This is a genomic window from Myxococcus llanfairpwllgwyngyllgogerychwyrndrobwllllantysiliogogogochensis (assembly GCF_006636215.1).
Classification (GTDB): Bacteria; Myxococcota; Myxococcia; order Myxococcales; family Myxococcaceae; genus Myxococcus; species Myxococcus llanfairpwllgwyngyllgogerychwyrndrobwllllantysiliogogogochensis.
Genome location: NZ_VIFM01000011.1, coordinates 24,853 through 47,057 on the forward strand (window position 1 = coordinate 24,853; position 22,205 = coordinate 47,057).

General features: G+C 68.4%; 19 protein-coding genes. 1 reads left to right on the plus strand and 18 read right to left on the minus strand.

The window, feature by feature from the left end; all coding sequences use genetic code 11:
- Positions 1-118: 118 nt before the first annotated feature.
- The 7 genes from FJV41_RS04370 to FJV41_RS04400 form a co-directional block, all read right to left on the minus strand.
- On the minus strand, positions 119-2,845 hold the full coding sequence (locus tag FJV41_RS04370) for a choice-of-anchor Z repeating domain-containing protein (RefSeq protein ID WP_141641133.1): 2,727 nt from the start codon (positions 2,843-2,845) through the stop codon (positions 119-121).
- Between the two features lie 20 nt (positions 2,846-2,865).
- Positions 2,866-3,555: a hypothetical protein gene (locus FJV41_RS04375; protein WP_141641134.1), complete on the minus strand. Its 690-nt coding sequence runs from the start codon at positions 3,553-3,555 to the stop codon at positions 2,866-2,868.
- A 165-nt stretch (positions 3,556-3,720) separates the two neighbouring features.
- Positions 3,721-4,440 carry a SitI6 family double-CXXCG motif immunity protein gene (gene sitI6 / locus FJV41_RS04380; protein WP_141641135.1) on the minus strand — a complete coding sequence of 240 codons (720 nt, stop codon included), beginning with the start codon at positions 4,438-4,440 and terminating at the stop codon, positions 3,721-3,723.
- 6 nt (positions 4,441-4,446) lie between these two features.
- On the minus strand, positions 4,447-5,118 hold the full coding sequence (sitA6, locus tag FJV41_RS04385) for a SitA6 family polymorphic toxin lipoprotein (protein WP_141641136.1): 672 nt from the start codon (positions 5,116-5,118) through the stop codon (positions 4,447-4,449).
- 54 nt (positions 5,119-5,172) lie between these two features.
- A complete protein-coding gene (locus tag FJV41_RS04390; protein ID WP_246136982.1) occupies positions 5,173-5,979 on the minus strand; it encodes an ROK family protein in 807 nt (268 codons plus the stop codon).
- A gap of 47 nt (positions 5,980-6,026) precedes the next feature.
- Positions 6,027-7,220, minus strand: a complete 1,194-nt coding sequence (locus FJV41_RS04395; RefSeq protein ID WP_141641138.1) for a glycosyltransferase — start codon at positions 7,218-7,220, stop codon at positions 6,027-6,029.
- Positions 7,205-8,647, minus strand: coding sequence for an asparagine synthase-related protein (locus FJV41_RS04400; protein WP_246136983.1), 1,443 nt, complete (start codon positions 8,645-8,647; stop codon positions 7,205-7,207). The genes FJV41_RS04395 and FJV41_RS04400 overlap by 16 nt, the downstream gene beginning before the upstream one ends.
- Before the next feature lie 54 nt (positions 8,648-8,701).
- Between FJV41_RS04400 and FJV41_RS04405 the strand changes: the two genes are divergently transcribed.
- A complete protein-coding gene (locus FJV41_RS04405; protein ID WP_141641139.1) occupies positions 8,702-9,490 on the plus strand; it encodes a radical SAM protein in 789 nt (262 codons plus the stop codon).
- 9 nt (positions 9,491-9,499) lie between these two features.
- On the opposite strand, the gene FJV41_RS04410 is transcribed toward FJV41_RS04405, so the two are convergent.
- From FJV41_RS04410 to FJV41_RS04460, 11 genes are all read right to left on the minus strand, one after another.
- Positions 9,500-10,498: an aldo/keto reductase gene (locus tag FJV41_RS04410; protein ID WP_141641140.1), complete on the minus strand. Its 999-nt coding sequence runs from the start codon at positions 10,496-10,498 to the stop codon at positions 9,500-9,502.
- Between the two features lie 54 nt (positions 10,499-10,552).
- Positions 10,553-12,733, minus strand: a complete 2,181-nt coding sequence (locus tag FJV41_RS04415; protein ID WP_246136984.1) for a sensor histidine kinase — start codon at positions 12,731-12,733, stop codon at positions 10,553-10,555.
- Between the two features lie 295 nt (positions 12,734-13,028).
- Complete coding sequence (locus tag FJV41_RS04420; protein ID WP_141641142.1) at positions 13,029-13,385, minus strand: hypothetical protein; 357 nt, start codon at positions 13,383-13,385, stop codon at positions 13,029-13,031.
- A gap of 105 nt (positions 13,386-13,490) precedes the next feature.
- Complete coding sequence (locus FJV41_RS04425; RefSeq protein ID WP_141641143.1) at positions 13,491-14,687, minus strand: serine hydrolase domain-containing protein; 1,197 nt, start codon at positions 14,685-14,687, stop codon at positions 13,491-13,493.
- A 201-nt stretch (positions 14,688-14,888) separates the two neighbouring features.
- On the minus strand, positions 14,889-16,214 hold the full coding sequence (locus tag FJV41_RS04430; protein ID WP_141641144.1) for a phenylacetate--CoA ligase family protein: 1,326 nt from the start codon (positions 16,212-16,214) through the stop codon (positions 14,889-14,891).
- Positions 16,202-16,768 carry a hypothetical protein gene (locus tag FJV41_RS04435; protein ID WP_141641145.1) on the minus strand — a complete coding sequence of 189 codons (567 nt, stop codon included), beginning with the start codon at positions 16,766-16,768 and terminating at the stop codon, positions 16,202-16,204. Before FJV41_RS04435 ends, FJV41_RS04430 begins: the two co-directional genes overlap by 13 nt.
- Complete coding sequence (locus tag FJV41_RS04440; protein WP_141641146.1) at positions 16,768-18,429, minus strand: M48 family metalloprotease; 1,662 nt, start codon at positions 18,427-18,429, stop codon at positions 16,768-16,770. Before FJV41_RS04440 ends, FJV41_RS04435 begins: the two co-directional genes overlap by 1 nt.
- On the minus strand, positions 18,426-19,253 hold the full coding sequence (locus FJV41_RS04445) for a hypothetical protein (RefSeq protein ID WP_181790380.1): 828 nt from the start codon (positions 19,251-19,253) through the stop codon (positions 18,426-18,428). Before FJV41_RS04445 ends, FJV41_RS04440 begins: the two co-directional genes overlap by 4 nt.
- The gene (locus FJV41_RS04450) at positions 19,250-20,785 is read right to left on the minus strand and encodes a MoxR family ATPase (RefSeq protein WP_141641148.1); all 1,536 of its coding nucleotides are present in this window, start codon (positions 20,783-20,785) and stop codon (positions 19,250-19,252) included. Before FJV41_RS04450 ends, FJV41_RS04445 begins: the two co-directional genes overlap by 4 nt.
- Before the next feature lie 42 nt (positions 20,786-20,827).
- Positions 20,828-21,475 carry a response regulator transcription factor gene (locus FJV41_RS04455; RefSeq protein ID WP_141641149.1) on the minus strand — a complete coding sequence of 216 codons (648 nt, stop codon included), beginning with the start codon at positions 21,473-21,475 and terminating at the stop codon, positions 20,828-20,830.
- A 143-nt stretch (positions 21,476-21,618) separates the two neighbouring features.
- The gene (locus FJV41_RS04460; protein WP_141641150.1) at positions 21,619-22,194 is read right to left on the minus strand and encodes an imm11 family protein; all 576 of its coding nucleotides are present in this window, start codon (positions 22,192-22,194) and stop codon (positions 21,619-21,621) included.
- Positions 22,195-22,205: the final 11 nt, after the last annotated feature.

Sequence of the window (22,205 nt, forward strand, 5' to 3'; positions counted from 1 at the left end):
CGTGTTCCTTTCGAGGCGGAAGGTAAAAGCCTCGAAGGCGCGCCACATCGGCGAACCAGGCAGGGTGTGCACCTGCCCGTTCAGGCAGGTCGCCCCTCCTTTCGGGGAGCTCCCCGGGCTACTCCTCGACGATGACGTGGAGCGGGAGCGAGACACCGCCACCGGGCTCGGGCGTCTCCAGCGTGACGTCCACCCCTCCAGCTGTCGCCAGGGCTTCAGCGGGGAGGGTCGCCTCGTAGTGCGTCGGCTCGTTGTCCAAGACGTACACGGCCTTGAGGCTCGAACGGAACTCCTTCCAGCGCAGCACCGTGGCGGAGTGGATGCCCTTCCCCTTGATTCGGAGCGTCAACGCGGGCGCGCCCTTGAGGGCGCTCATGGGTTCCACTGCGGTCAACATCGGCACGGGTCGTTCGGAGACCACGTTGAGCAGCGCGGGCAGCGACGCGCCACCGCCTTCCGCGACGCGAGACACCTTCAGCGAGCGGACTCCCACGTGCTCCAGCTTCGTGCCCTCCAGCCCCTGCGACGGAGGCCTGACGAAAGGCTGTGACTGGTCATCCCAGTCCAGGGTGGTGCCCGAGACGCGCTGGAAGTTGCTGCTGGGCCAGAAGAAGTTCTCTCCCCAAAGGAAGAAGCGTCGTTCCTCCGAGGCGGCCCACTCTCCTTGAGAGACGACCCCCGGTGTCGTCGCGCGAAGCTGCGGTGGAAGGGCGCCCTGGACTCTCAGATAGGCGGGAGCACTCAAGCCGGAGCCCACGGTGAAGATCTGTAGCTTGTGGACCCGCGGGGTCGCGACCTCCTCATCGCTCAAGCGCAGGCCTGATGGGCTGTCGAACGCACGCACCATGTCATTCATGAAGAGGACCGAGGCCTGAGTGAGCGGCCCCATGACATTCATCAAGACGGTGACCTCGCGATCGCTGGCGTCGCTCGCGCCCACATCCACCACGGAAGGGACCAGGTAGACAGTGGGCTGTCCCGCCGCGATGAGGACGAAGAACTGCTCCGGGCTCTCTCCACCTCCGGGGCCTGGGTTGAACACCGTCACCCGGCCGACGCCGGGCTGCGCCACCAGATCGGCGGGGACATTCACCCACAGGCGGGCCCGGTCGCCAGGGCCCGCCGTGCAGCCGCCCGAGGTCCAGCATGCCCACTGGGCTGGCAGCGGTTGTCCATTCCACCGGACGACCGAGGAGGGGCCGAAGCCCTGTCCCTCGACGAGCAGACGCAGGACGCCACCGCCGGCGAGGGCATGGGGATACCCGTTGTTGCCCGAGACCTGGTTGATGATGGGCATGGGCCGCTCCGCATGCACCGCGAGCAGCAGGGGCAGGGTGGTGCCTCCTCCTGGCGCGGGCGTGCTCACGGTGACGGTGCGCACCCCTTTCGTCGACAGGTCCGCGGCCTGGAGTTCGATAGAGACCCTCGAAGGGTCGTGAAGACGGGTGGTGCGCTCCTGTCCGTCCAGCAGGATGACGGACTGGGGTGTGAAGCCGGCACCCTCGACGTAGAGGAGCCCCGGCGCATCGTCGACGGACAGCACGGAGGGCAGCAGTGAGTGGGCGATGGGCGCGGGGGCCTGGGCGAACACCTGGACGAAGAGGGGCGCGGACACGGCCCCGTCGAAGGTGCGTGTCACCGTCACGGGGAGGGTGCCGGCCTGGGTCAGCAGGGCGGCGGGGACGATGAACGTCAAGACCCCCTGGAAGTCCGGACCGAAGGAGTGCTCCAGGGGGTGGCCGTTCCAGTGGACGACCGGCTGTGTGTAGAGCCCCAGTCCTTCGCCTTTGAGCTTGAACCTGACCTCCTCCGAGCCCGTGAGGACCCAGGCCGGGGACACGTCATGCAGCACGGGCTCCGACTTCACGCGAAGGCCATGGCTGGAGGACTCTCTTCCTCCATGGACGCCGGGTGTCTCCAGCGTCACCTGGACGGTGCCGGCTTGGACCCGACCCATGAGAGGGATTTGCGCCCAGACCCGGTTCTTGCCGTCATACGTCTCGGTGGGCAGCGGAATGCCATCCCACTTCACCACCGTGGTGGAGCGCACCTGCCGCCCGCTGACGATGATGCGCTCGAAGGTGGCGCTGCCCGCGTTGCCATGGTGCAGGTCGGTGGCGTTCAGCGAGGGAGGCCACACGCCCGTGATTTCCGGGGTGGGGCTCGTCACAGTCAGGGGCAGGGGCTGCGTGGTGGCTGTGCGCGGGCGCGAGACCTGGATGACGAGCGGGTCTTGTGTCGCCAGGGGCTTCAGGGCCGACGGTGGAAGCAGGAAGCTCCCTTCGCGGGAGCTGGTCAGTGTCAATGGATAGGATGTGCCGCGGAAGATGGCCTGGCTGCCATGCACGAGGTTCTTCCCCGTCACGGTGATTTGAACGGCGTCCTCGGGCTCCGAGGGCAGGGAGTCTGGAGTCACGGAGGTCAGCTCGGGCGCGGGCACGGTGAACGGGATGCGAGCGGACCGGGCGCCTTCCCCGTACTCGGGGTCGCCTCGGGCAACCCGCACCTCGAAGAAGAGGTCCGTTGCGCCCGTGACGAACGAGGACGGAACCACGGCTCGCAGCTCCGTGGCGCTCACGAACTGGGTCGTCAGGCGCTGGTCGTTCAGGAACACGTCACTGAACCGGGCGAAGCCGACGCCGAGCACCTGCATGCTCATTTCGGAGCCCTCCACGTCCGACACCACCACCTCTCCCAGAGTGACGAAGGGCAGCTCCACCTCCGCGGGAGGGGAGCCCGCGTCAGGTTCCTCGACAGGTGCCGGGTGGCTCTGGAGGCCTGGCCCGCAGGCACAGCAGAGGACCCACAGCAGACACAACCACCCTCGTGTCACGTCTGGTCGCATCCGGATGATTCCTCTCGAGGTCAGGGGGATGCCACAGGGGGCGAAGTCGTCACGGTCAACGACAGGGCGGGCGTGTCGAGGAGGCGAGGGCGGGGGACTTCCAGGTACAGCGACTGCTTGCCCGACGTGGGGGTCAGGGCCTCGGGAGGTAACCACAGCTCGCCCAGGCGCGTGCTCGACAAGGTGACGGGATACCAGATGCCCCGGAAGACCGCCTGGGTGCCATGGACCAGGTTCTTTCCGAGCACGGCGATGTGAACGGGGGCCGTGGGGTTGGCCTCGAGCACATCGGGCGTGAGCGAGTGCAGCTCCGGGACTGGCATGGACACGGTGATGGAGGGGGACCTGGCGCCCGACATGTAGACCACGTCGCCCGGCTCCACGCGGACCTCGACCGGGAACTCCGGCATGTCCTTCACCAGGAGGGGGTTCAATCGGGCGCGAAGCTGCGTCTTGCTCACGAACTCGGTCGTCAGTCCCACCCCGATGACATGCACATTCATGGAGGGGGTGAAGTCGATGCCCCAGACCCGGAAGTGGAGATCCGCGCTCTCGGGGTCCAGGACCTCCACGTCGACTCGCAGGGGTTTCCGAAGCACCCCCTCCTCCTCATAGGTTCCGTCGGGCGAGTCCCGTTCATCGACGCCAGGCCCGCAGGCCAGGAGCGCCCCCAGCAGACACAGTCCTCCGCCCAGCAGCTCAGGGCGCATCCGGATGCTTCCCTTCCCCGTTCATGGCGAGGAGACACCCGAGGGCCTTTTCTTGCGCAATTTCACGCGCGCCGCCCGTCCGGCTCCGCAGCGCACACGCCGCTCTTGGGGAGCCCGGCGTGTTCAGCCACTGCCCCACGTTGCCGCGGTTCGGACTGGAATGGGTCAGCGTGTCGGCAGCTCGCGGAAGGTCATGCCGACGAGCCCGAGTCGATGCACGGCGTCCATGAACTGCTCGGTGCCGATGATCATCGTGGCGAAGTTCCCCACGCGGAAGAGGTCGAGTTCCTGAGGGAGCGAAGCGGCGTCGAGGATGGGTTCGTCGGGGCGCCCGAAGCCGTGTCGGCCACAGGTCGTGCACGGCGGGGGAACATCCGAGGGAATGCAGTCCGGATGAAAGCGCCCTCGCGGCTCAATCTGGAGCTCCAGCAGCTCCGGCGCGTTCTTCTTCCGGAACCGCAGCTCCGTGCGACAGCCCAGCAGGCCGCGCACTCCTTCTGCTTGCAGACTCTCCAGTGCGTCACGGCGCAGAAGAAGTCTGGGTCCCAGCCATGCCATGGCCCCGAACTCCCCAGCGGCGCTTCCCTTCAATGGACCGAAGCTCGTTCCAGGCGGCAGCTCGACGTGGGGCGGCATGAGGGGCTGGACCAACTCGCGCAGGCGCACGAACTCGGGGAAGGGTTCGGCTCTCGGCTTGAGGAACTCAGGGCTCTCCGGAAGCAGCGAGAGGTCAATCGAGGGAAAGTCGTGTGCCACGGCACTCCAGGTGGCTCCGCATGCGTGACACCGTATGCCGGGAAGGCCCCACGTGTGTGCCGCGTCGAGGTAGCCACCGTGCTTCGTTCTGGCGGCCCTGTCCTCGTTGACCCAATAGAAACGACTCATTCGTGCCTACGCTCCTGGCCGGGAATAGTAGGGCTGGATCGGGCCGCCCATGAGCTCGAAGCGATGAATCAGCTCTCCTGCATGCCTGAAAATCTCTGCCGGAGAGGCGAACGGCTTGGCCATCATGTAGTCCCGCCACGCATCGTTCCATGCCCCTCCACGCGGGGAACCGTCATGAATCCTTCGATGAACGGAAAGCGGAATGGGCATGGTGTAGTCGTGGATTTTCACTTCCTGGCGCGCGAACCACTCCGCCAAATCCTTTGACTGGGGGAAGATGTGGTGCTTTTCCCATCGCCCCGGCGTGAGTTGCCGGGACGGAGGGATGACTGCAGTCGGAGCGCCGTTCCAGTTGGGGAACGTCATGACGGAGCCCGGCGGCAATTTCTGCGCGCCACCCCAATTCCTCCGAGGGCCGCTGCCCGGCGCTGCTGCTGCCGCAGGAGGACGCGAAGGAGGGAAGCGCGCCAGCTCGACCTCTGCCGGTGTGTCCTCGCAGGGGTAGAAACCGCAGAGGTCTTCCACGCAGAAGAGGGTGACGCACTGGTCTTCCCCAGGGTCGTCGCATTCCTGCTCCGCCCCTGCCCAGGCCTGTTGACTGGGCGGCTTGCTGACAGTGGAGCAACCCAGCCAGGACACGGCGAACAGCGAAAGCCAGAGTGCGTGAGGGATTCGCATTGGACGCGAAAGCTAGCATGTCTTGGTCACCGGACGCGCTCCCTACCCTTTGGGTCATGTGGAGTGCGTGAGCAGAGCCCCTCCAGGGCCGAAGCCCAGCGTCAGACAGAGGATGCGAAGATGCCTGTGCCGTCTGAGCTCCACTCGCGCTGCCTCGGCCGCGAGCTCCGCGTCGTTGAGCACGAGCACCTCTCCGCCGCCCGGCAGGGCTGCTTCCTCCAGGATGTCGGTCACCAGCGATGCATGCCCTTCCCAACCATAGGTGCAGCCTCCGGGAACGAGAGCCTCATCCAGGGGACAGGGAAGCGCGAGACACACGCCTTCCACGGCCAGGTGACCGAGGTTTCGTGTACAGGCCCGCAGCGCGTTGGCGATGAAGTGCACCGCCGCGACGATGTGGTGCCCATCCGTGGGGCGAGGCATCCCGATGAAGAGGCGGGGCAGCGTGTGGAGGTCCCGCTCGAAGACACGTTGGACTCCAGGGCGCGCGCACTTGATGCTCGTCTGGCCCACGTCGAGCACCAGCGGCGTTCGCGCCGCCACAAGCGCGAAGCCCGCGTACGCGGGCGCGAAGCGCGGCGACTCCGAGACATAGACAGGACACCCGAGCGCGGCAGTGGCCTTCGCCACCCCCACCTCGAAGCCCTCCAGGCAGGCCAGTCCTCCGCTCAACCACACCGCGTCCACGGCATGCCGATGCACCAATTGTTCGAGGGCGCTCGTGAGCGCTGGAAACAGTTGCTCCGCGAGCTGGTCCTCGGGCACCCCCGCGCGTCGGTCCGTCTCCACTCGCGGCGCGCCAATCAGCTCCCACAACTCGCGTCCGAACACCGGGAGGTTCCACACCTCCAGCGGTGTCACTCTCTCCGCGTGGTAACGACGGGCCGTCCACCTTCGCGGCGCGGAACTCACGCGACGAGCCCGGCGATTCGCTCCGCTGCATCCTTCGCGCCGTCTCGGGATTGATACGACTCCGAGATGGCCGCCACCTTCGCGCGCAACGGCGTTCCCGGCTCCAGGAGCTGGCGAAGCGCGGCGCGACAGTCCTCCACCGTCAACGTGTCCAGCTCCCGCGTGAGTCCCGCCCCCGAGGCCCGGAGGAAGTGCGCCTGGATGGGCTGGTCATTGCAAACAGGCAACAGCAGCAGCGGCACGCCCACTGTCAGCGCCTCCATCACGGAGTTGGCGCCGCCATGCGAGACAAAGACAGACGTCCTCGGCAGGAGCTGCCGCTGCGGCGTATAGGGCACCGCCACCACGTCCCCTGGCAACGCGCGCGAGAAGTCCGTGTCCGCCAGCTCACCCGCGCTCAACACCACCGTGACGCCCAGCGGCGCGGCGGCCTCCGCGATGGTGCGGAACAGCGTGGGCTGCCATGAAATCTGACTGCCGAAGGACACGTACACCACGGGCTTCGAACCCAATCGCTCCCACGGGAAATCCACCTCGTCTCCCCGAGGCTCGGGCGGAATCGACGGGCCCACCAGCCGCCCGGCGGGAGGAAGGTCCACCTCCGGTCCGAGGAACGCCTCCGTGGCGAAGAGGATGTTGAGGTGGGGCGAGAGGGCCTCGCAGTTGCGGAAGCTCGCCACGAAGCCATGTCGTGCGAACAGCTCCGTGCGCTCCTTCGCCAGGGCGCGCACGTTGCGGCGCAGCCCGTAGTCCTCCATGGGCTCCAGCAGCGAGAGCGCGGAGGACACTCCGGCCCACGGTATCCGCTCCTGATGCGCGGCCAGCACCGCCGCATACTGCATCCCATCCAGCGCCATGACGTCCGGACGGAAGCGACGCACCACCTCGCGCACGGGCTCGATGAGCGCGGGCACCGCATCCAGCAACAGGCCGCGAATCCACTTCCCCAGTGCCACCTCGTCACGCACCAGTCGGGCCAGCGCCTCGCCGCCCGTTTCAATGGTGGGAGCATCCCTCGTCGAGTGAGGCAGGTGCAGCACCTCCACACCGAGCTTCGCGAGCTGCGGCGCGGGCTCGGGGATGCAGAGCCAGCCCACGGTGTGGCCCAGGCGGCGCAGCCACTGCGCGACGCCCATCATCGGGTTGATGTGGCCCTTCTCGGGCGAGGTCGCAATCAGGATTCGGGACATGGGGAGCCGTGTGCTGCGTGCGCGTGGAGCATGGCGAGGGAGCACAGCCGCATCAACAGGCGATCCACGCCATCCGCCTCCGGATCCTGGGGCTCCATTCGCGTGTAGCGCTCCAGGAGCATGAGCACGGCCGTCGGGTCGATGACCTCCATCGGCTCCAGTCGCGAGGCCGACAGCCAGGCGCGGTACAGCTCCAGCCACCGGGCACGCACGGGACTGGAGAGCGCCGTGTGTCCATAACGCGGCGTCTTGCGCGCGAGCCGGACCTCGTCGGGGACGAGTCCTCGCACCGCGTGGCGGAAGAGCCACTTGCCGACTCCCTCGCGGACGAGCGAGGACTCGGGCAGCGAGAGCGCCACGTCCGCGAACCGGGAGTCGAGATACGGCGTGTGCACCGTGAGTCCGTGGGCCCGCGCGCCCCTCAGCTCGGGAGGAAGCACCAGCTCGCGCAGCACCCATTCCGCGTAGAGGACCTCCTCGGAGGCCTTCGTGTCTTGGAGAGACCAGGGCCCGCCACGGGCCGCGTCGGAGAGCTCCGGGCCGTCCTCCTGGGACCAGGGCCCGCCACGGACCGCGTCGGAGAGCTCCGGGCCGTCCTCCTGGGACCAGGGCTCGCCACGGGCCTCGTCTGGACTCCTCCCCAAGTTGTCCACAGCGGCGCGTAGGACCGTCCGTGCGAGTCGTCGGTCTTCCTCGATGCGCGCGAGCGCCGAGGCGAGCGCCAGGGGATTGCCCCTCAACACCTCATCCGCGCCGGCTCCGCTCAGCATCACCGAGGCTCCGAGCCGCTTCGCCTCCGCGTAGAACGCGAAGCTCGCCACCGCCCGTGCATTGAGGATGGCGCTCTCGTTGGCGATGACGGCGGGCTCGAACAGGTCCGGCAGGAGGGCATCCGGAATCGGAACGTCGACCTGCTCCACTCCCGCGAGCCGGGCCACTGTCCTCGCGTTGTGTCGCTCGACCGCGTCGGCGAAGTGGACATCCATGCTCCACGCGCGAACCCGGCCTGGTGCATGCCGCGCCGCCAGCGTGCACAGCACTGCGCTGTCCACGCCGCCGCTCAGGCTCACGTCCAGCGCGCCCGAGGCCACCCGGGTACCGACAGCGTCGGAGCACGCGGCCAGGAGCGCCCGTGCTCGTGGCTCGTCATCTTCTTCTTCCGGGGGGCGCGGTGAGGATTGGCGGCGGATTCGCGGCGGGAGCGGCGCCACGCGGCTCACGCCTCGAAAGAGGCTCCATGTCGACGGCAGGCTGTGTCGCAGGAATGCCGTGACGGAGGCCGGCTCCAGGCCCACGACTTCACCGCTCAGGAGCGGGAGCAGGCGCCACACCGACTCCACGGGAGCGCTCGTCCGGGGTCCGGCTGTCGGCTGGTAGGAGGGCAGGGCGGCGAGCGGGCCGCTCGGGTCGCCGGGGGCGTCGGACACGCGGGGACTGTCGCAAGCCCCGGGGGCACCCGGCAACCCCGCTATAGTCCCTCCGTGCGTTACGAGCTGCACGACGGCCGAATCCTCACCTGGTCCCTGGAGACGCACGTCGTCACCCACTGCAACCTGCGCTGCGTGCAGTGTTGCCCCATGTCGCCCCACCTGCCCGCCTGGGCCGTGGAGCCCGCCGTGCTCGGCGCCGACCTCACCCGGCTCGCCCGCGTGCTCAAGCCCAACATCTTCAAGCTCACCGGCGGCGAGCCCTTCCTCCACCCGGACCTGCCCGCCGTACTCGACGCCGTCCGCGCGTCCGGCATCTCCGAGCAGCTCTCCGTCACCACCAACGGTTTCCTCGCCCAGAGCGCGCCCGACGCCGTCTACGAGCGCCTGGACCGGATGACCCTGTCCGTCTACTCCTCCGCGCCGCTGCCGGAGAAGTCCCTGGCCCGCATCACCGAGCGCTGTGCGCGACACGACGTCCTCCTCACGGTGAAGCACATCGACGCCTTCCAGCAGCTCACCCCGGATGCGCCCCTGGCCACCGACGCGGAGGTCCGCGACGTCCACGCGCGCTGCTGGCTCAAGGTCCGCTGCCACCTGGTCCACCGGGGCCACTTCTACACCTGCACCCGTCCGCCCCACGTGGCCACGGTGCTGGGCCCCTCGCACCCGGAGATGCCCGCGCTGGCCGAGGTGGATGGTGTGCGCCTCGACGCTCCGGAGCTGCTGGAGCGGATGCTCGGCCACCTGGAGCGGGACACGCCGCTGGCCACCTGTCGCTACTGCCTGGGCGCCAGTGGCCCGTGGCAGCCGCACGCGCAGCTCCCACGGGCCCACGGCTGACCCCCGAGGCTACTCGCGGGACTTCGACAGCGCGCGCTGCATCGACGCCGGATAGCGGTCTCCCACCGCGACGCCCGGAGGCGCCACGAGGTCGATGTCCTTCAGGTCCTTCTCCGTGAGCTTCACGTCGAGCGCGCCCAGGTTCTCATCCAGGTACTTGCGCCGCTTGGTTCCCGGGATGGGGACCACGTCCTGGCCGCGCGCCATCACCCACGCGAGCGCGAGCTGCGCCGGCGTGCAGCCCTTGTCCTTCGCCAGCCGCTCCACCTTCACCACCAGCTCCAGGTTGCGCGTGAAGTTCTCTCCCTGGAAGCGCGGCGAGTGGCGGCGGTAGTCGTCCGCGGCCAGGTCCTCGTAGCGCTTGATTTGCCCCGTCAGGAAGCCGCGCCCCAGCGGGCTGTACGGCACGAAGCCGATGCCCAGCTCGTGGCAGGCCTGGAGCACCCCGTCCTCCGGTTCGCGGCTCCACAGCGAGTACTCACTCTGGAGCGCGGCGATGGGGTGCACCTTGGAGGCCCGGCGCAGCGTGTCCGCGTCCACCTCCGACAACCCCAGGTGCCGCACCTTGCCCGCGCGCACCAGGTCCGCCATGGCCCCCACCGTGTCCTCGATGGGCGTCGACGCGTCCAGCCGGTGCAGGTAGTACAGGTCGATGACGTCCACGCCCAGCCGGCGCAGGCTGGCCTCGCACGCGCGCTTCACGTACTCGGGGCTGCCGTTGATGCCGCGCGCCTGCGGGTTGTTCGGGTCCCGGACGATGCCGAACTTGGTGGCCAGGACGACCTTCGCGCGGTGGGGCTTGAGCACCCGGCCCACCAGCTCCTCGTTGCTTCCGGAGCCGTACATGTCCGCCGTGTCGAAGAAGGTGATGCCCTTGTCCAGCGCGTGCAGCAGCGTGGCTTCCGACTCGGCGTCATCCCGCCCCGCGTAGAAATCCGACATCCCCATGCAGCCCAGGCCCAAGGCGGACACCTTCAGGCCCTGCTTTCCGAGAGTCCGTGTCTCCATGTCGACAGCCCCTTCGCCGGCCGCCGACATGGCGTCCGTTTTCGCGCGGAGCCTTTACTGTGGCTGGGCCACCGACACGTCAACTGGAAGCGTTCGCTCCCGAGGCAAATCGACGGTGAAGGTGGAGCCGCGCCCCTGCTCGCTCTCCACGCGCACCCGCCCTCCCATGGCCTCCACCAGCGTCCGGGTGATGTAGAGGCCCAGGCCCAGGCCGCCATAGTGCCGTTCCGACACGGCGCGCTCGAAGCGGCCGAAGAGGCGCGGCAGGTGCTCGGGCGCAATCCCGATGCCCTGGTCCCTCACCCGCAAGCGCGCACGGGTGGGGCCCTGCTCCAGGCTCAGCTGGATGGGTTTGCCCGAGCCGTACTTCACCGCGTTGTCGATGAGGTTGGTGACGACCTGCTCCAGCCGGAGCCGGTCCCATCGACCGATGAGGCCCGACTCACCGCCCTCCACCTCCAGCGTGGAGCCGGCCCGGGTTGCATGGGGCTCGTAGCGCACCACCACCTCGCGGATGAGCGCGCCCAGGTCCACGTCCTCCAGCTCCAGGGCCAGCCTGCCCGCGGCGATGCGCGACACGTCGAGCAAATCTCCCACGAGCTCCGCCAGCTTCTTCACCTGCCGGGCGCCCGTGTCCACGTAGCCCTTCACCACGGAGTAGGGGATGGCGTCGGGGTGGCGCTCCAGCTCGCGCGCGAGCGCCTGGAGCTTGAGGCTCAGCGGGGTGAGGGGCGTCTTCAGCTCGTGGCTCGCGATGGAGAGGAACTCGTCGCGCAGGCGGATGGCCTCCTGGGCCTCGCGGTACAGGCGCGCGTTCTCCATGGAGAGCGCGGCGCGGTACGCCAGCTCCAGCCCGAAGGCGAGGTCCGCCTGGGTGTAGCGACGGTTGGAGAACGAGGTGAAGAAGCTGAAGACTCCCAGCGTGTGGCCGCGCACCACCAGCGGCACGGCGATGAAGGAGCGCAGGCCGGTGGCCAGCATCACCCGGGCGTGGTTCTCGTTGTGGGCGCTGCGCTTGATGTGCGCGGGCGTCATCTCCTCCAGGAGGATGGCCTCGCCGCGCAGGAGCGCCGCGGTGGGCGGGTGGCGCGGGTTGCCCTCCGGCATGAGCTGGAAGTTGAGGACCTCCGCGGCGGTGGCGGCGTCCTCGGGGCGTGCATGGGCGACCTCCAGCCGACGGAAGTTGCCATCGGGTTGCGCCAGGTCCACGAAGCACCAGTCCGCGAGCGCGGGCACCACGAGCTTGGCCAGGTTGCGCATCGTCGCCTCGTAGTCGAGCGAGGACGCGAGCACCGTGCTCACCTCGGCGAGGACGCGGGTGCGGAACTCGGCCTGGCGCAGTTCGATGGCCAGGGCCTCCGCGCGCTGGCGTGCGTGCACCAGGTCCGTCACGTCGAAGCCGAAGCCCGCGATGCCGTCCACCTGTCCCTGGGTGTCGCGGGTGGGCTGGTAGACGAGGTTGTGAAAGGTCTCCTTCTCCATCCCATCCGTCTGGAGGAAGCGCAGCGGCACGGCGTTGCCCACGAAGGGCTCGCCCGTGGCGAAGACGCGGTCCAGCACGTCGCGTGCGTCCTGCTCCGCCACCTTCACCACGCCCTCCTGGAAGGGCATGCCCAGGGTGTCCCGGCTCTTCAAGAGCGAGCTGTTGCGCGCGTTGGAGAAGTCGAAGTCGTGCGTGGCGCCGCGCAGGAAGAAAATCTGCGCGGGGGCCTGCATGAAGATGGTGTGCAGGCGAGTCCTCGCGGCCTCGGACGCGGCGCGGGCCTGTCGCTCGCTCTCCAGCAGCCCCGCACGCTCCTCCATGGCCCGGCTGAGCGACACGTTCAGCTTGGTGATGAAGATGGCGAGCAGGGCGAAGATGCCCAGGGACAGCACATCCGCGGACCTCATCTGGAGTGTCAGTCGCGGCGGGAGGAACTCGTGGTCCACGGCCCCCAGTGACAACGCCGTCACCAGGAGCGCGGGCCCCCATCCTCCCCACCAGCCGGCCACCATGACGGCGCCATAGAAGAAGAGGAAGGGGCTGGTGGACATCAGCGACGCGAGCTCCATCTGGAGCAGCAGCGCGCAGAGGAAGAAGAGCAGGGCGACGCCATAGCGGCCCAGTCGGGACTTCTGAAGCCAGCTCCAGGCCTTCCGGGGGTCCGGCGTGAGGCGCTGCTCGAGCGGAGCCGACAGGGAGCGCGTGCTCCCCGACGGACGGGTGGTTTCCAGATGCGAGACGGGCGTGGGCAAGGCGAGGGGCCTCCTCACGGCGAGGGAGCACCGCGAGCGTCCGGAATCGAAACGCTCCCGGCGCGAGGCGGGGTCCGCGCATGATGGTCCTACTTGGCGCTCGTCTGCCTTCTTCTCGGATGCAAGTGATTGAAGGAGCACGCTCGGCGGTTCAACGCGCGACTTCTTGCTCCGACTTGTTGAGTGGACAGCTCCCCCGAGAGGGACGGGGCACCACCGACCCGGTGTTCCCTGACGCTGACGATGAAGTCTTTCAGGTGTGTTGTTTGTGAATGGCGCCGTGTGAGGGTTGGCGTCAAATCATTGGAGCTTCGAGCATGTCACGCATGCGCATCGAATCGCGGTCCTGAGGCCTCCCCATGCTGAACGAGTCCGACTGGGACAGGAGGCCGGGGCCCTGGGACATGCCCTTGTTGTACTTCCGGGTGGGGCAGCAGTGACCATCGATGCCCACGCTCGGGCCGCCCATGTTGCTCGGGCCCATGTCGAAGCGGTCCCGCATCAGCATGGGATTGCCGATGAAGCTCCCCGGAGGTGCGGAGCCACCGTTGCCCGTGGCGCCCTGGATGGTGATGGGCTCCTGCATGGCCGGCTGCTTCGGGACCTGCCGCAGGTGAAGCGAGTGTCGGGCGGAAGAGAGCTTCGGGGTCATGGCGTGTACCTCCAAGTGGGCGGTGTGGCTTCATTACGGCGCACACGCGCACACGGTTACATCGCCTCGACAGGGGCCGCGCTGGCGTGAGCGCGGCCCGGTGCGTCACTTCACGGTGGGCGGCGGATACGGGTTGTAGTCCCAGCGCCAGGGCATGTCCGTGGGGCCCAGGACGGCTTCGATGAGCGGAGGGAAGACGTGGGGGCCCTTCACGCTGTTGGCGAGCAGGACGACGCAGCGCGCGCCGCGCTCCAGGCAGAGGGCGAAGTTGTCGGTGTGCTCGTCGTGGCCGCCCTTGAAGAAGGCGGGGCCGGAGCGGTCATTGAAGAGCACCATGCCCAGTCCGGCGGACAGGGAGATGGTCTGGTTGCGCGGGTCCGTTTCCTCGGTGAGGGTGGGGAACTGGTGGGCCCAGGGGATGGCGAGCTGCGGGGAGAGCAGCTCCGCGCGCGCCTTGGAGGAGAGGCCTTCTCCGCGCATGAGGCCGGCGAGGAACTTCGCGTAGTCCTCGATGGTGGTGTCCATGGAGCCGGCGGCGCGGACGCTGCCGCGCTGGTGGTGGGCCTTGGCCACGCCGTGCTCGTCGTAGCCGGTGGTGACGTTGGGGGCGAAGTCGTCCCGCCAGACCATGCTGGTGCGGCGCATGCCGAAGCGGTCGAAGACGCGCCGCTGGAACTCCTGGCCGGCGTCGAGTCCGAGGCCCGCGTCCTCGAGGACGAACTGGAGCAGGTTGATGCCCTCGCCGGAGTAGGCGTAGCGCGCGCCCGGGTCGAACTTGAAGTCGAGCTTCCCGTCCGGGTTGAGGAAACGGAAGTTGGGGACGCCGGGCGAGTGGCTCAGCAGCATGCGCGGCGTGAGCTGCTTCCAGCGCGGGTCCGCCGCGAGGTCCTCGTACTTCTTGAACTCGGGCAGGGGCTTCTTGAGGTAGCGCTCGATGGGCGTGTCCAGGTCCAGCACACCCTCGTCGACGAGCTGCATGACGAGGTAGCCGAAGACGAGCTTGGTCAGTGATGCGCCGTACATGACGGTGTCGGTCTTGAGGGGCGCGGCCTGCTCGACGTCGCGCAGTCCGTAAGCCTTCACGGCGACGACCTGGCCTTCCTCGATGATGGCCAGCGCGAGCCCGGGCAGCTTCGCCTCGGTCATGAGGCGCACGGCGGTGGCATCGATGTCCGGGCCGTGGCGCACGGGTTCAGGCTCGGACAGGGAACACACCCTGGTGCACGCGGAGAGCAGGCCCAGCAGACCCAGCAGGCTCGGGAGGAGGAGACGGGCGAGGGGACGAACGAGCGAGGAGGGCATGCCTGGAGAATGTGGTGACGGCCAGGTTGTCGCAATTCCAAGCGGCCTCGTGCCGACACGCCGAGGTGGCTGTTACGCGATGACTGAGTCGTGCGAGACGACGCGTGCGGGTCTGCCCCGGCGAGATGCCCCGCGATTCAGGTCGTCGCGCGATGTCTGTCATTGGGGGCAGGGCCCCGCGCGGCGCGAGTGGAGCAGGCCCTACGGAACGCGGGCGCGGCTTCGGAATGGCAGGGGCTTGGTGCCGGTGGCCAGGTCCTCCGCGCTCACGTGCCGCACGTCCAGCCGCGGTGACCCGCTCCACCCGAGGTTGCGCAGGGCGGCGACGAGTCGCTCACACAGTGGCGTTACCTCGGAGGCGTCCGCGCCGGCCAGCTCCAGCTCGAAGGAAGAGGGTGTCAGCTGCGTCAGCCGGAAGGCGCGCAGGGCGTGGTGCTTGAACACCCAGGCGAGCGTCCACGCATCCACTGTTCGGCCCGTGGGAGTCGTGAAGTGGCACGCGCCGCGACCGCCGAAGCGCTCCAGTGTCCAGCCGTGGAAGCCGCACGCGCACGCGTCCCTGTCCACCGTGCCCGAATCTCCCGGCAGATAGCGCAGGAGCGGCAGCACGCTGGGACGCAGCCGCGTCACCACCACCTCGTTGAGTCCTGGCTCCAGCCACACGTCGGGCGCGAGGACATGGAAGCGCCCCGGCCCTCCCAGGCACTCCCAGGCAAGCGGTCCCGTCTCCGTCGTTGCGTAGTAGTTCAGCAGCGGCGCGGGCACCGAGCGCGCCAGGGCGTCCCGGGTGTCCTGGGGCAGGTACTGCGCGGAGGTGAGCAGCAGCGCGGGGGCCGGGAGGTCGCGCTGCTCGGAGAGCCACCGCAGTCCCTCCGGGTCTGAGAAGATGACGGCGGGACGTACGCGGCTCAGCCGCTCGCGTGCATTGTCTCGCAGCACGGAGATGCGGTGCAGCGCGCCGTCCTGGAGGATGGGCAGCCGCACCGAGTACTCGAGTCCACCCGGCAGGGCATCCAGCAGCACCACACGGGGACGCGGCGGCAGCACGGCCCGCGCGCGCTCCAGCCAGAACCGCAGCACCGCCCACATGTGCAGGCAGTCGCGCCTGTCTCTCACCACCTTCACCGGCTCGCCCGTGGAGCCGGAGCTTCGCACCACCACGCTCTCGTCCTCATGGGACAGCGGTGTGGGCACCTGGTCCCAGTGTCGCGCCAGCGTGCCTCGTTCCAGCGTGGGGAAGTGCCTCAGGTCCGCGAGCGTTCGGAGGTCTCCAGGGTGAAGCCCCGCGTCCCGCAGTCGCCGCGTGTAATAGGGAGAAGCCAGCAGGCCAGCGCGCAGCCCTTCCAGTCGCGACTCCAGCTCCGCGCGGGCCGCTGCCTCGTCGGGGAGGACGGCGAAGCGCGACAGGTCCCGGGCGATGGACTCCGCCCACGGGACATGGGGACGCTGGGTGGCGGTGTCCCGGCGGATGTTCGCGCGGGGAGCCACGCGTGCATCCGAGGGGAGCCCCAACGTCACTCGCGCCATCCTCGAGCGTCGGCGGCGCGCTGGGCCGCATCCGCGAGGTCCTTGGCGCGCTTGTCCGCTTCCTGGCGGCGGGCCTGCTCCGCCCGCTCCATCTCCTGCAGCGCGGCGCGGTAGTCGAGCTGCTTCAGCCGCGCGGAGGTGTCACGGGATGACTCGTCCTTCACCTGCCCGTCCACCGCGTGCACCCACTTGCGCAGGAACTCCTCCTGACGGAAGGCGTTGGAGCGCACCATCTCCGCCGTCAGGGGCTCCACCCACACGAAGAACCCCCGCATCACGGTGGCGGCGTCCGCGTTCTTCCTCAGCATCGCCGCCGTGTCCGCACCCAACGAGGACGACGTCAGTACGTACGCGAGCATCACCACCTGCTCCCGCCAGAGCGCTGGAGTCTTCGCTCTGCGCTCCATGTCCTCCCAGTCCGCGCGCGACGGAGGACGCACTCCCGCGAGGCGGAAGGTGTCGCAGATGATGGCCACCGCGAGCTCGTGCGGATACGGCGAAACGAGAGGCACGTCGGTGAGCTGCTTCTGGATGTTCTTGACGTCGAAGGCCATCACTTCTCCAGCAAAGCCTGGGACAAGGCCGCGGCGGCGGGGCCGAAGTCCGACAGCCATTTCACCACCACCAGGCGGAAGTTGCGCTCCTTCAGCGCGGGCGCCAGCGCCTGCCGCGCTCGGTGCTCGTCCGGCAGCGCGAGGAGCGCGACGAGCAGGCGAGAGCGCCGCGTCGCCTCCACCAGCATCTTCATATGCTCGTCCGTCGCCACGTTCGACAGGAAGTCGCTGTCGGAGATGATGACGCGCAGCGCGTCCGGCCGCTCCTTGGACAGCGTGCCCAGCACGTCGAAGGGGAACATCGTCCCCCCGCCGATGTAGTGCAGCAGGAACTCGCGCGCCGTCTCCTCGTCGTACATCCACGGGGAGAGCTTGGGGTCGGTGTGCGAGTAGATGATGCCGCGCACCTTCGCCTGCTTGCGCAGCGCGGAGGCGGACAGCACCTGCGCGGCCAGCGTCATCGTGTTGAGCTGCGCATCCGGGTTCGGCATGGAGCCGCTGGTGTCCAGGTACAGCTCCACGGAAGGCACACCGAGCTCGGACGCGGGAGGCACGTCGGCCTCCAGCTCGCGACGCAGCGGCGACACCGCGGCGAGGTGTCCCTGGGTGAGCACCGTCAAGGTCCAGTCGATGGCGGAGGGGTCATCCCCGTACTCCCACGCCTCGGGCGTGGTGCGCAGGTACGGCTCCGGCTTCGAGGGCGCGGACGGGAGCTTCAGCAAGTGCTGGTCGACGAGCCGCCGGTAGTGCCGGGCCACCAGCGCGCGGCGCAGCTTTCCTCTGCCCGTTCCGGGCAGGTGTTGGGTGACGCGGTTGATGTGGTCCAGCGCGTCCGGCGCCTTCGTGTCGTGGGCCTCGTCGAGCCAGCCCTTCGCACGAGCCTCCTCCAGCGCGTCTTCCCACCTGCCACCACTCTGGAGCGCGGAGTCCCAGTCATCCACGTCCGGCAGCGACACGTCGTCACCCAGGGGCAGGGTGTACGTCGTCTCGTCGAGCTTGCCGAGGTAGCGGATGAAGGTGGCGCAGAAGTAGAGGAACTGGAGGCGCGGGTGCGGCAGCGCATAGAAGGTCTGCGCGAACATCCGAGCCTCCGCGCGCAGGCCAGGGAACCGCTCTTCCATCGGCGCCATCGCCGCGCGAGGCACCAGGTCTCCAGGCTCGCGTCCCCACAGCTCCTCGTAGATGGCGAGGTAGAAGAAGAACATCGGCGAGACTTCGCCGCCGCCCTGCGTGCGCTGGAACCCGCGATACACCCGGCACAGGTCCTCCGGGTGCGTGCGGCCCACGAACTCGTTCACCTGGAGGTCGTAGAAGAGGTTGGTGAGGGACTGCTTCAGGCCGGGGAGCAGCCGCTGCTCCATGACGCGCAGCTCCGCGTCCCAGCCCAGCGTGTGCGGGAAGCGCGCGTGGTGGCCGATTTCGTGCGCGAGCACCGCCATCAAGCTGTCCGCCGCGCCCATGGACTCCAGCAGCTCGAAGTGGACGAAGACCTGACGCTTCGTGAGGTCGATGTACGCGAGCGGCTCGTTCGCGTGGTCCGCGTCCGGCCGGAAGGGGACGTGAGGCTCCGGAGGGCTGAGCCGCACCTGCACGTCCCACAGCGCCAGCGCGTCCCGCCAGCATCCCGCGATGTGCTCTGGCGTGAAGCGCGACGTGCTCATACGGGCACGAGCACCACGACGTGCTGCGAGGTGTCCAGCGTGCCGGCGGCGCGCCAGTCATTCGTCACGGTGGCGAACCAGGAGTCCACGCGCGGGTCCCTCCACGCGACGGTGGACAGGTGCGGGCTCTGCTGGAGCGTCACCTCGGGGGTCTCGCGACAACCCATGGCGCCGAGGGGAATGGGCGTGTCCGACAGGAGCAGGCCCTGTGTCGCGGCCTCACGTCCGGCGATGGCGTGGCGGTGGCGGTCGTGCACGCACAGCACCGTGGGCGCCAGGAAGTGCAGGGGGCCGGGCAGGAAGCGGCTGTCCTCTCGGGACAGGTCCACGAGGAAGGGCTGGGCCTTGTCGCCGAGCTTCATCGCGGGAGGCTCCATGGCGAGCGCGGCGGTTTCTCGCAGGCGCTCCTCGATGCCCGTGAGCGAGCCGAGCCGCTGGCTCACGCGATAGAAGATGCGCTGCACCCACGGTGGAGCGGACTCCAGGTTTTCGCCCACGTTCCACAGCTGCGCGAGCACGCCGGCGCGTTGGGCCTCGGGGACACCCGAGAGCAGGCGGGGGACCAGGTCCGTCCACGCGAGGGTGAAGAGGTTCTGTCGGCCCGCGGTCGCCGGGTACAGGTAGCCCAGTCCGATGGCCTCGGCGCCCAGGCGCAGATATGCGCGCAGCAGGTCCTCTGCGTCGGCGGGGGAGGCGCCTGTCTGGGACAGGGACTCTCCGAGCTTCCGCGCGGGTCCTTCGAGCAGGGCGCGCCACAGCTCGGAGTCCCACCGCACGTAGCGGCCACGGGCGCTGGCCTCCAGCTCGTCCGCGAAGCCGCTCATGGCTGGCCGCCCGGGTTTTCCTTCAGCCACGTCGCGTAGTTCCGGTAGCGGCTGTACATGGACTTGAGGTGGATGAGGTCCTCGTAGACGGGGCCGGACAGCTCCTGTTTGGTGAGCAGCTCGTTCATCAGCGCGGTGACGGTGGTGAGGCGCTTCTCGGTGGTGCGCAGGTCGATGCCGGACAGGCCCTTGTCCAGCTCGGTGCGCAGCACGCCGACCTTGCGGCGGATGGGCTCATGCTTGTCGTAGTGGCCCATGGCCATGTCGAACATGTTCCGAATCCAGGTGACGCGGTCCTGGAGGAGCATCTTGTTGCCGCGCACCTCGAAGAAGGCGCTGCGGGTGTTGGGGACGAGCTTCTCGTGCAGCACCCACGGGGCGATTTGACGGAAGTCCTCCAGCTCCACGGTGCCGTGGCCTCGGAAGAAGGCGAGCGCCTTCGCGTAGTGGAGGATGGTCTGGTAGGCGCGCACGCTGACGCCGTTCTCCGTCTGCGTGCAGAGGTGCACCTTCTTGTCGAGCGGGCACTGCTCGTTGCACACGGCGGCGACCGTCTGCCCCGCGAGCTTGAGGGTGTCCTTGTGTTTGAACTCGAAGCGGGGCGAGGCCATGCGGCAGAAGTCGAGCTGGCCCAGGAAGAAGGCGATGCGTTCGAGGACGTTTCGCGGCACTTCCACTTCGAGGATGGAGGCGTAGGCGCGCTCCAGCTCGCCGGGGGTGAAGACGATGTCCTTGGGGAGCATCTCCTCGGGGGATTTGTCGGCTTCGATGCGCTGGAGGAGGGTGTCGATGAAGTTCGAGTTGAAGGGGACGGCGCGGACGACGACGTCGATGCGGTCCTTGAGGGCGTCGATGACCTGGAAGGTGCCGCCGCCCTGGTCGTCATTGGCGGTGAGGAACCAGGACGAGCGGCCGGTGTAGACGTACTGGTCCATCATCTCCGCGTAGCCCTCGGCGAGGAGGGAGAGGAGGGCGGACTGCGTCTTGGTGGGGATGCGGTTGTACTCGTCGATGATTTTGACGCGCTGGGTGATCCACTTGCGCCAGCTGACCTTGACGGCGGAGAGGTCCTCCGCCTTGAGCATGTCGGAGGGGAGGGGCGCGCCGAGCAGGTCGGCGATGGAGAGCTGGGGGTGGCCGCGCTGGATGGAGCGGTGGATGTCCTCGCGGGACATGCCGGACAGCAGGGCCATGAGGATGGCGGAGGTGGTTTTTCCGCGGCCGGGGCCGCCGATGAGGAGGGCTCGGCGGCAGGTGAAGAGGGTGAGCAGGGGGATGAGGACGAAGGAGCTGTAGCTCATGTCCTCGGGGAGATGGAGTTCGTCGCCGGTGGCGCTCTTGAGCGAGGCGGCGTGGCCGAACTCGATGTCGTAGTAGGGGCAGATGACGGCGTTGTTGGTGATCCACCAGTACGCCTGCCGCATCTTGTCGTGGAGGCTGCCGCCGTCACGCTCGGAGAGGTGGACGTTGAGCCCCTTGTCCACCGACGCGCGCCCGGAGAGCAGGCGCGACACCCAATCCTGATTGGCCATGCGACGCACAGCCTAGCATCCGGGACGTGAGGTGGGGTGCACTCACAGCGTGACGAGGCCCATCCGCGCGGCGCGGACGACAGCTTCGGTGCGGCGCTGGACGCCCAGCTTTCCGAGCACCGCGTTCACATGGAACTTGGCCGTGTGCTCGCTGATGGAGAGCCGGTCCGCGATGGCCTTGTTCGACAGGCCCTCCGCCAGCAAGGCGAGCACCTCCCGCTCACGCGGCGTGAGCGCATCGGGGCCGAGGGCGCTGCTCCCTGGGGCGGCCGTTCTCGTGGACGTCCTCAGCTCGGAGAGTCCTGGGTCGAACACCACGAGCCCTCGTGCCACCGCGAGCAGCGCCGCCGTGAGCGGCATGGGCGCCACGTCCCGGAACAACAGCCCCTTTGCACCCGCCGTCAGAGCCAGCTCGCCCGCTGCCTCGTCCGCCACCAGCGCGAGCACGGGCGCTCCCAGGTCCGGGGCCTCCACGCGTGCTTCCGCCTCCGACGATATGCGCAGGCCCGTGTCCCAGAGCACCACGTCAAAGGCGTCACCCCGCATGGACTCCAGCTCGACCTGAGTGCCGGACGCCACCGTCAGCAGCTCGCTCCCCTGGTCGCCGAGCACCCGTGAGAGCGCACCCCGAGCCAGCGGGTCTTCCGCGACGAGCGCGAGACGCAACGGGACGAGGGGGGCATCCAACACGGAACCTCTTCATTAACCAGGGAGTCTGCACTCCGCTCGGGGCAACATCTCCAGCCGCCAGCGCGCACCCCTCGAGAGGTCACGCCCCGCTCGCTGCCTGTCCATGAAGTAGTTTGAAGAGATGCCTGGAGCTACGTGGCCGCTCAGACTTCCACGAACTTCGCCCCTGTGACTTTCGCGCGCTCCAGGGCCACCTTGAGGTCCTCGGTGATGACCAGGGCGATCTCCCACCCCCAGGTGCGAAAGACCTTCGCGCCGCCCAGCTTCGTGCGGTCGATCCGCATCCCCGCCACGCTGCGGTACTGACCGAGCTTGTCCGGGCGCTCATCCTCGGGCTGCCAAATCAGAATCTCTCTCGAGGCCTTGTCATCGATGCACCGGATAAGTTTCGTGGCGATGAGCATGACATGCTGTTCCGGGCGACCTTCGACATCGACGGGTATCAATTGCACATCATCGGGCGCCAGCTCCGCGAAGAGGTTGGCCACCCTGACGTGAACAATCGGAGCCATGGCAACGCCGGCCGTACAGTAGTCCAACCACCTTCCAGGCTCTTCAATGGGAAACGTCAGGCGACTCGCAAGCTGGATGGGCCGCCCCTTGGCGAACTGCCAGATGTCCTCGACCTCGTTGCCCGTCTCATCCAGCGGGTCTCCTAGGGACCAGTTCCCAGCCTGCACGTCTTGGTTGAGCCTGAAGTATCGAGACTGATTCGGCATGGTGGACTTCC

Excerpts from the sequence above, each read along its gene's own strand:
- sitA6 (WP_141641136.1), bottom strand. The coding sequence starts at position 5,118 with ATGCGAATCCCTCACGCACTCTGGCTTTCGCTGTTCGCCGTGTCCTGG.
- FJV41_RS04395 (WP_141641138.1), bottom strand. The coding sequence starts at position 7,220 with ATGTCCCGAATCCTGATTGCGACCTCGCCCGAGAAGGGCCACATCAAC.
- FJV41_RS04460 (WP_141641150.1), bottom strand. The coding sequence starts at position 22,194 with ATGCCGAATCAGTCTCGATACTTCAGGCTCAACCAAGACGTGCAGGCT.
- FJV41_RS04445 (WP_181790380.1), bottom strand. The coding sequence starts at position 19,253 with ATGAGCGGCTTCGCGGACGAGCTGGAGGCCAGCGCCCGTGGCCGCTAC.
- FJV41_RS04375 (WP_141641134.1), bottom strand. The coding sequence starts at position 3,555 with ATGCGCCCTGAGCTGCTGGGCGGAGGACTGTGTCTGCTGGGGGCGCTC.
- FJV41_RS04420 (WP_141641142.1), bottom strand. The coding sequence starts at position 13,385 with ATGACCCCGAAGCTCTCTTCCGCCCGACACTCGCTTCACCTGCGGCAG.
- sitI6 (WP_141641135.1), bottom strand. The coding sequence starts at position 4,440 with ATGAGTCGTTTCTATTGGGTCAACGAGGACAGGGCCGCCAGAACGAAG.
- FJV41_RS04425 (WP_141641143.1), bottom strand. The coding sequence starts at position 14,687 with ATGCCCTCCTCGCTCGTTCGTCCCCTCGCCCGTCTCCTCCTCCCGAGC.
- FJV41_RS04450 (WP_141641148.1), bottom strand. The coding sequence starts at position 20,785 with ATGGCCAATCAGGATTGGGTGTCGCGCCTGCTCTCCGGGCGCGCGTCG.
- FJV41_RS04430 (WP_141641144.1), bottom strand. The coding sequence starts at position 16,214 with ATGGCGCGAGTGACGTTGGGGCTCCCCTCGGATGCACGCGTGGCTCCC.
- FJV41_RS04410 (WP_141641140.1), bottom strand. The coding sequence starts at position 10,498 with ATGGAGACACGGACTCTCGGAAAGCAGGGCCTGAAGGTGTCCGCCTTG.
- FJV41_RS04370 (WP_141641133.1), bottom strand. The coding sequence starts at position 2,845 with ATGCGACCAGACGTGACACGAGGGTGGTTGTGTCTGCTGTGGGTCCTC.
- FJV41_RS04435 (WP_141641145.1), bottom strand. The coding sequence starts at position 16,768 with ATGGCCTTCGACGTCAAGAACATCCAGAAGCAGCTCACCGACGTGCCT.
- FJV41_RS04440 (WP_141641146.1), bottom strand. The coding sequence starts at position 18,429 with ATGAGCACGTCGCGCTTCACGCCAGAGCACATCGCGGGATGCTGGCGG.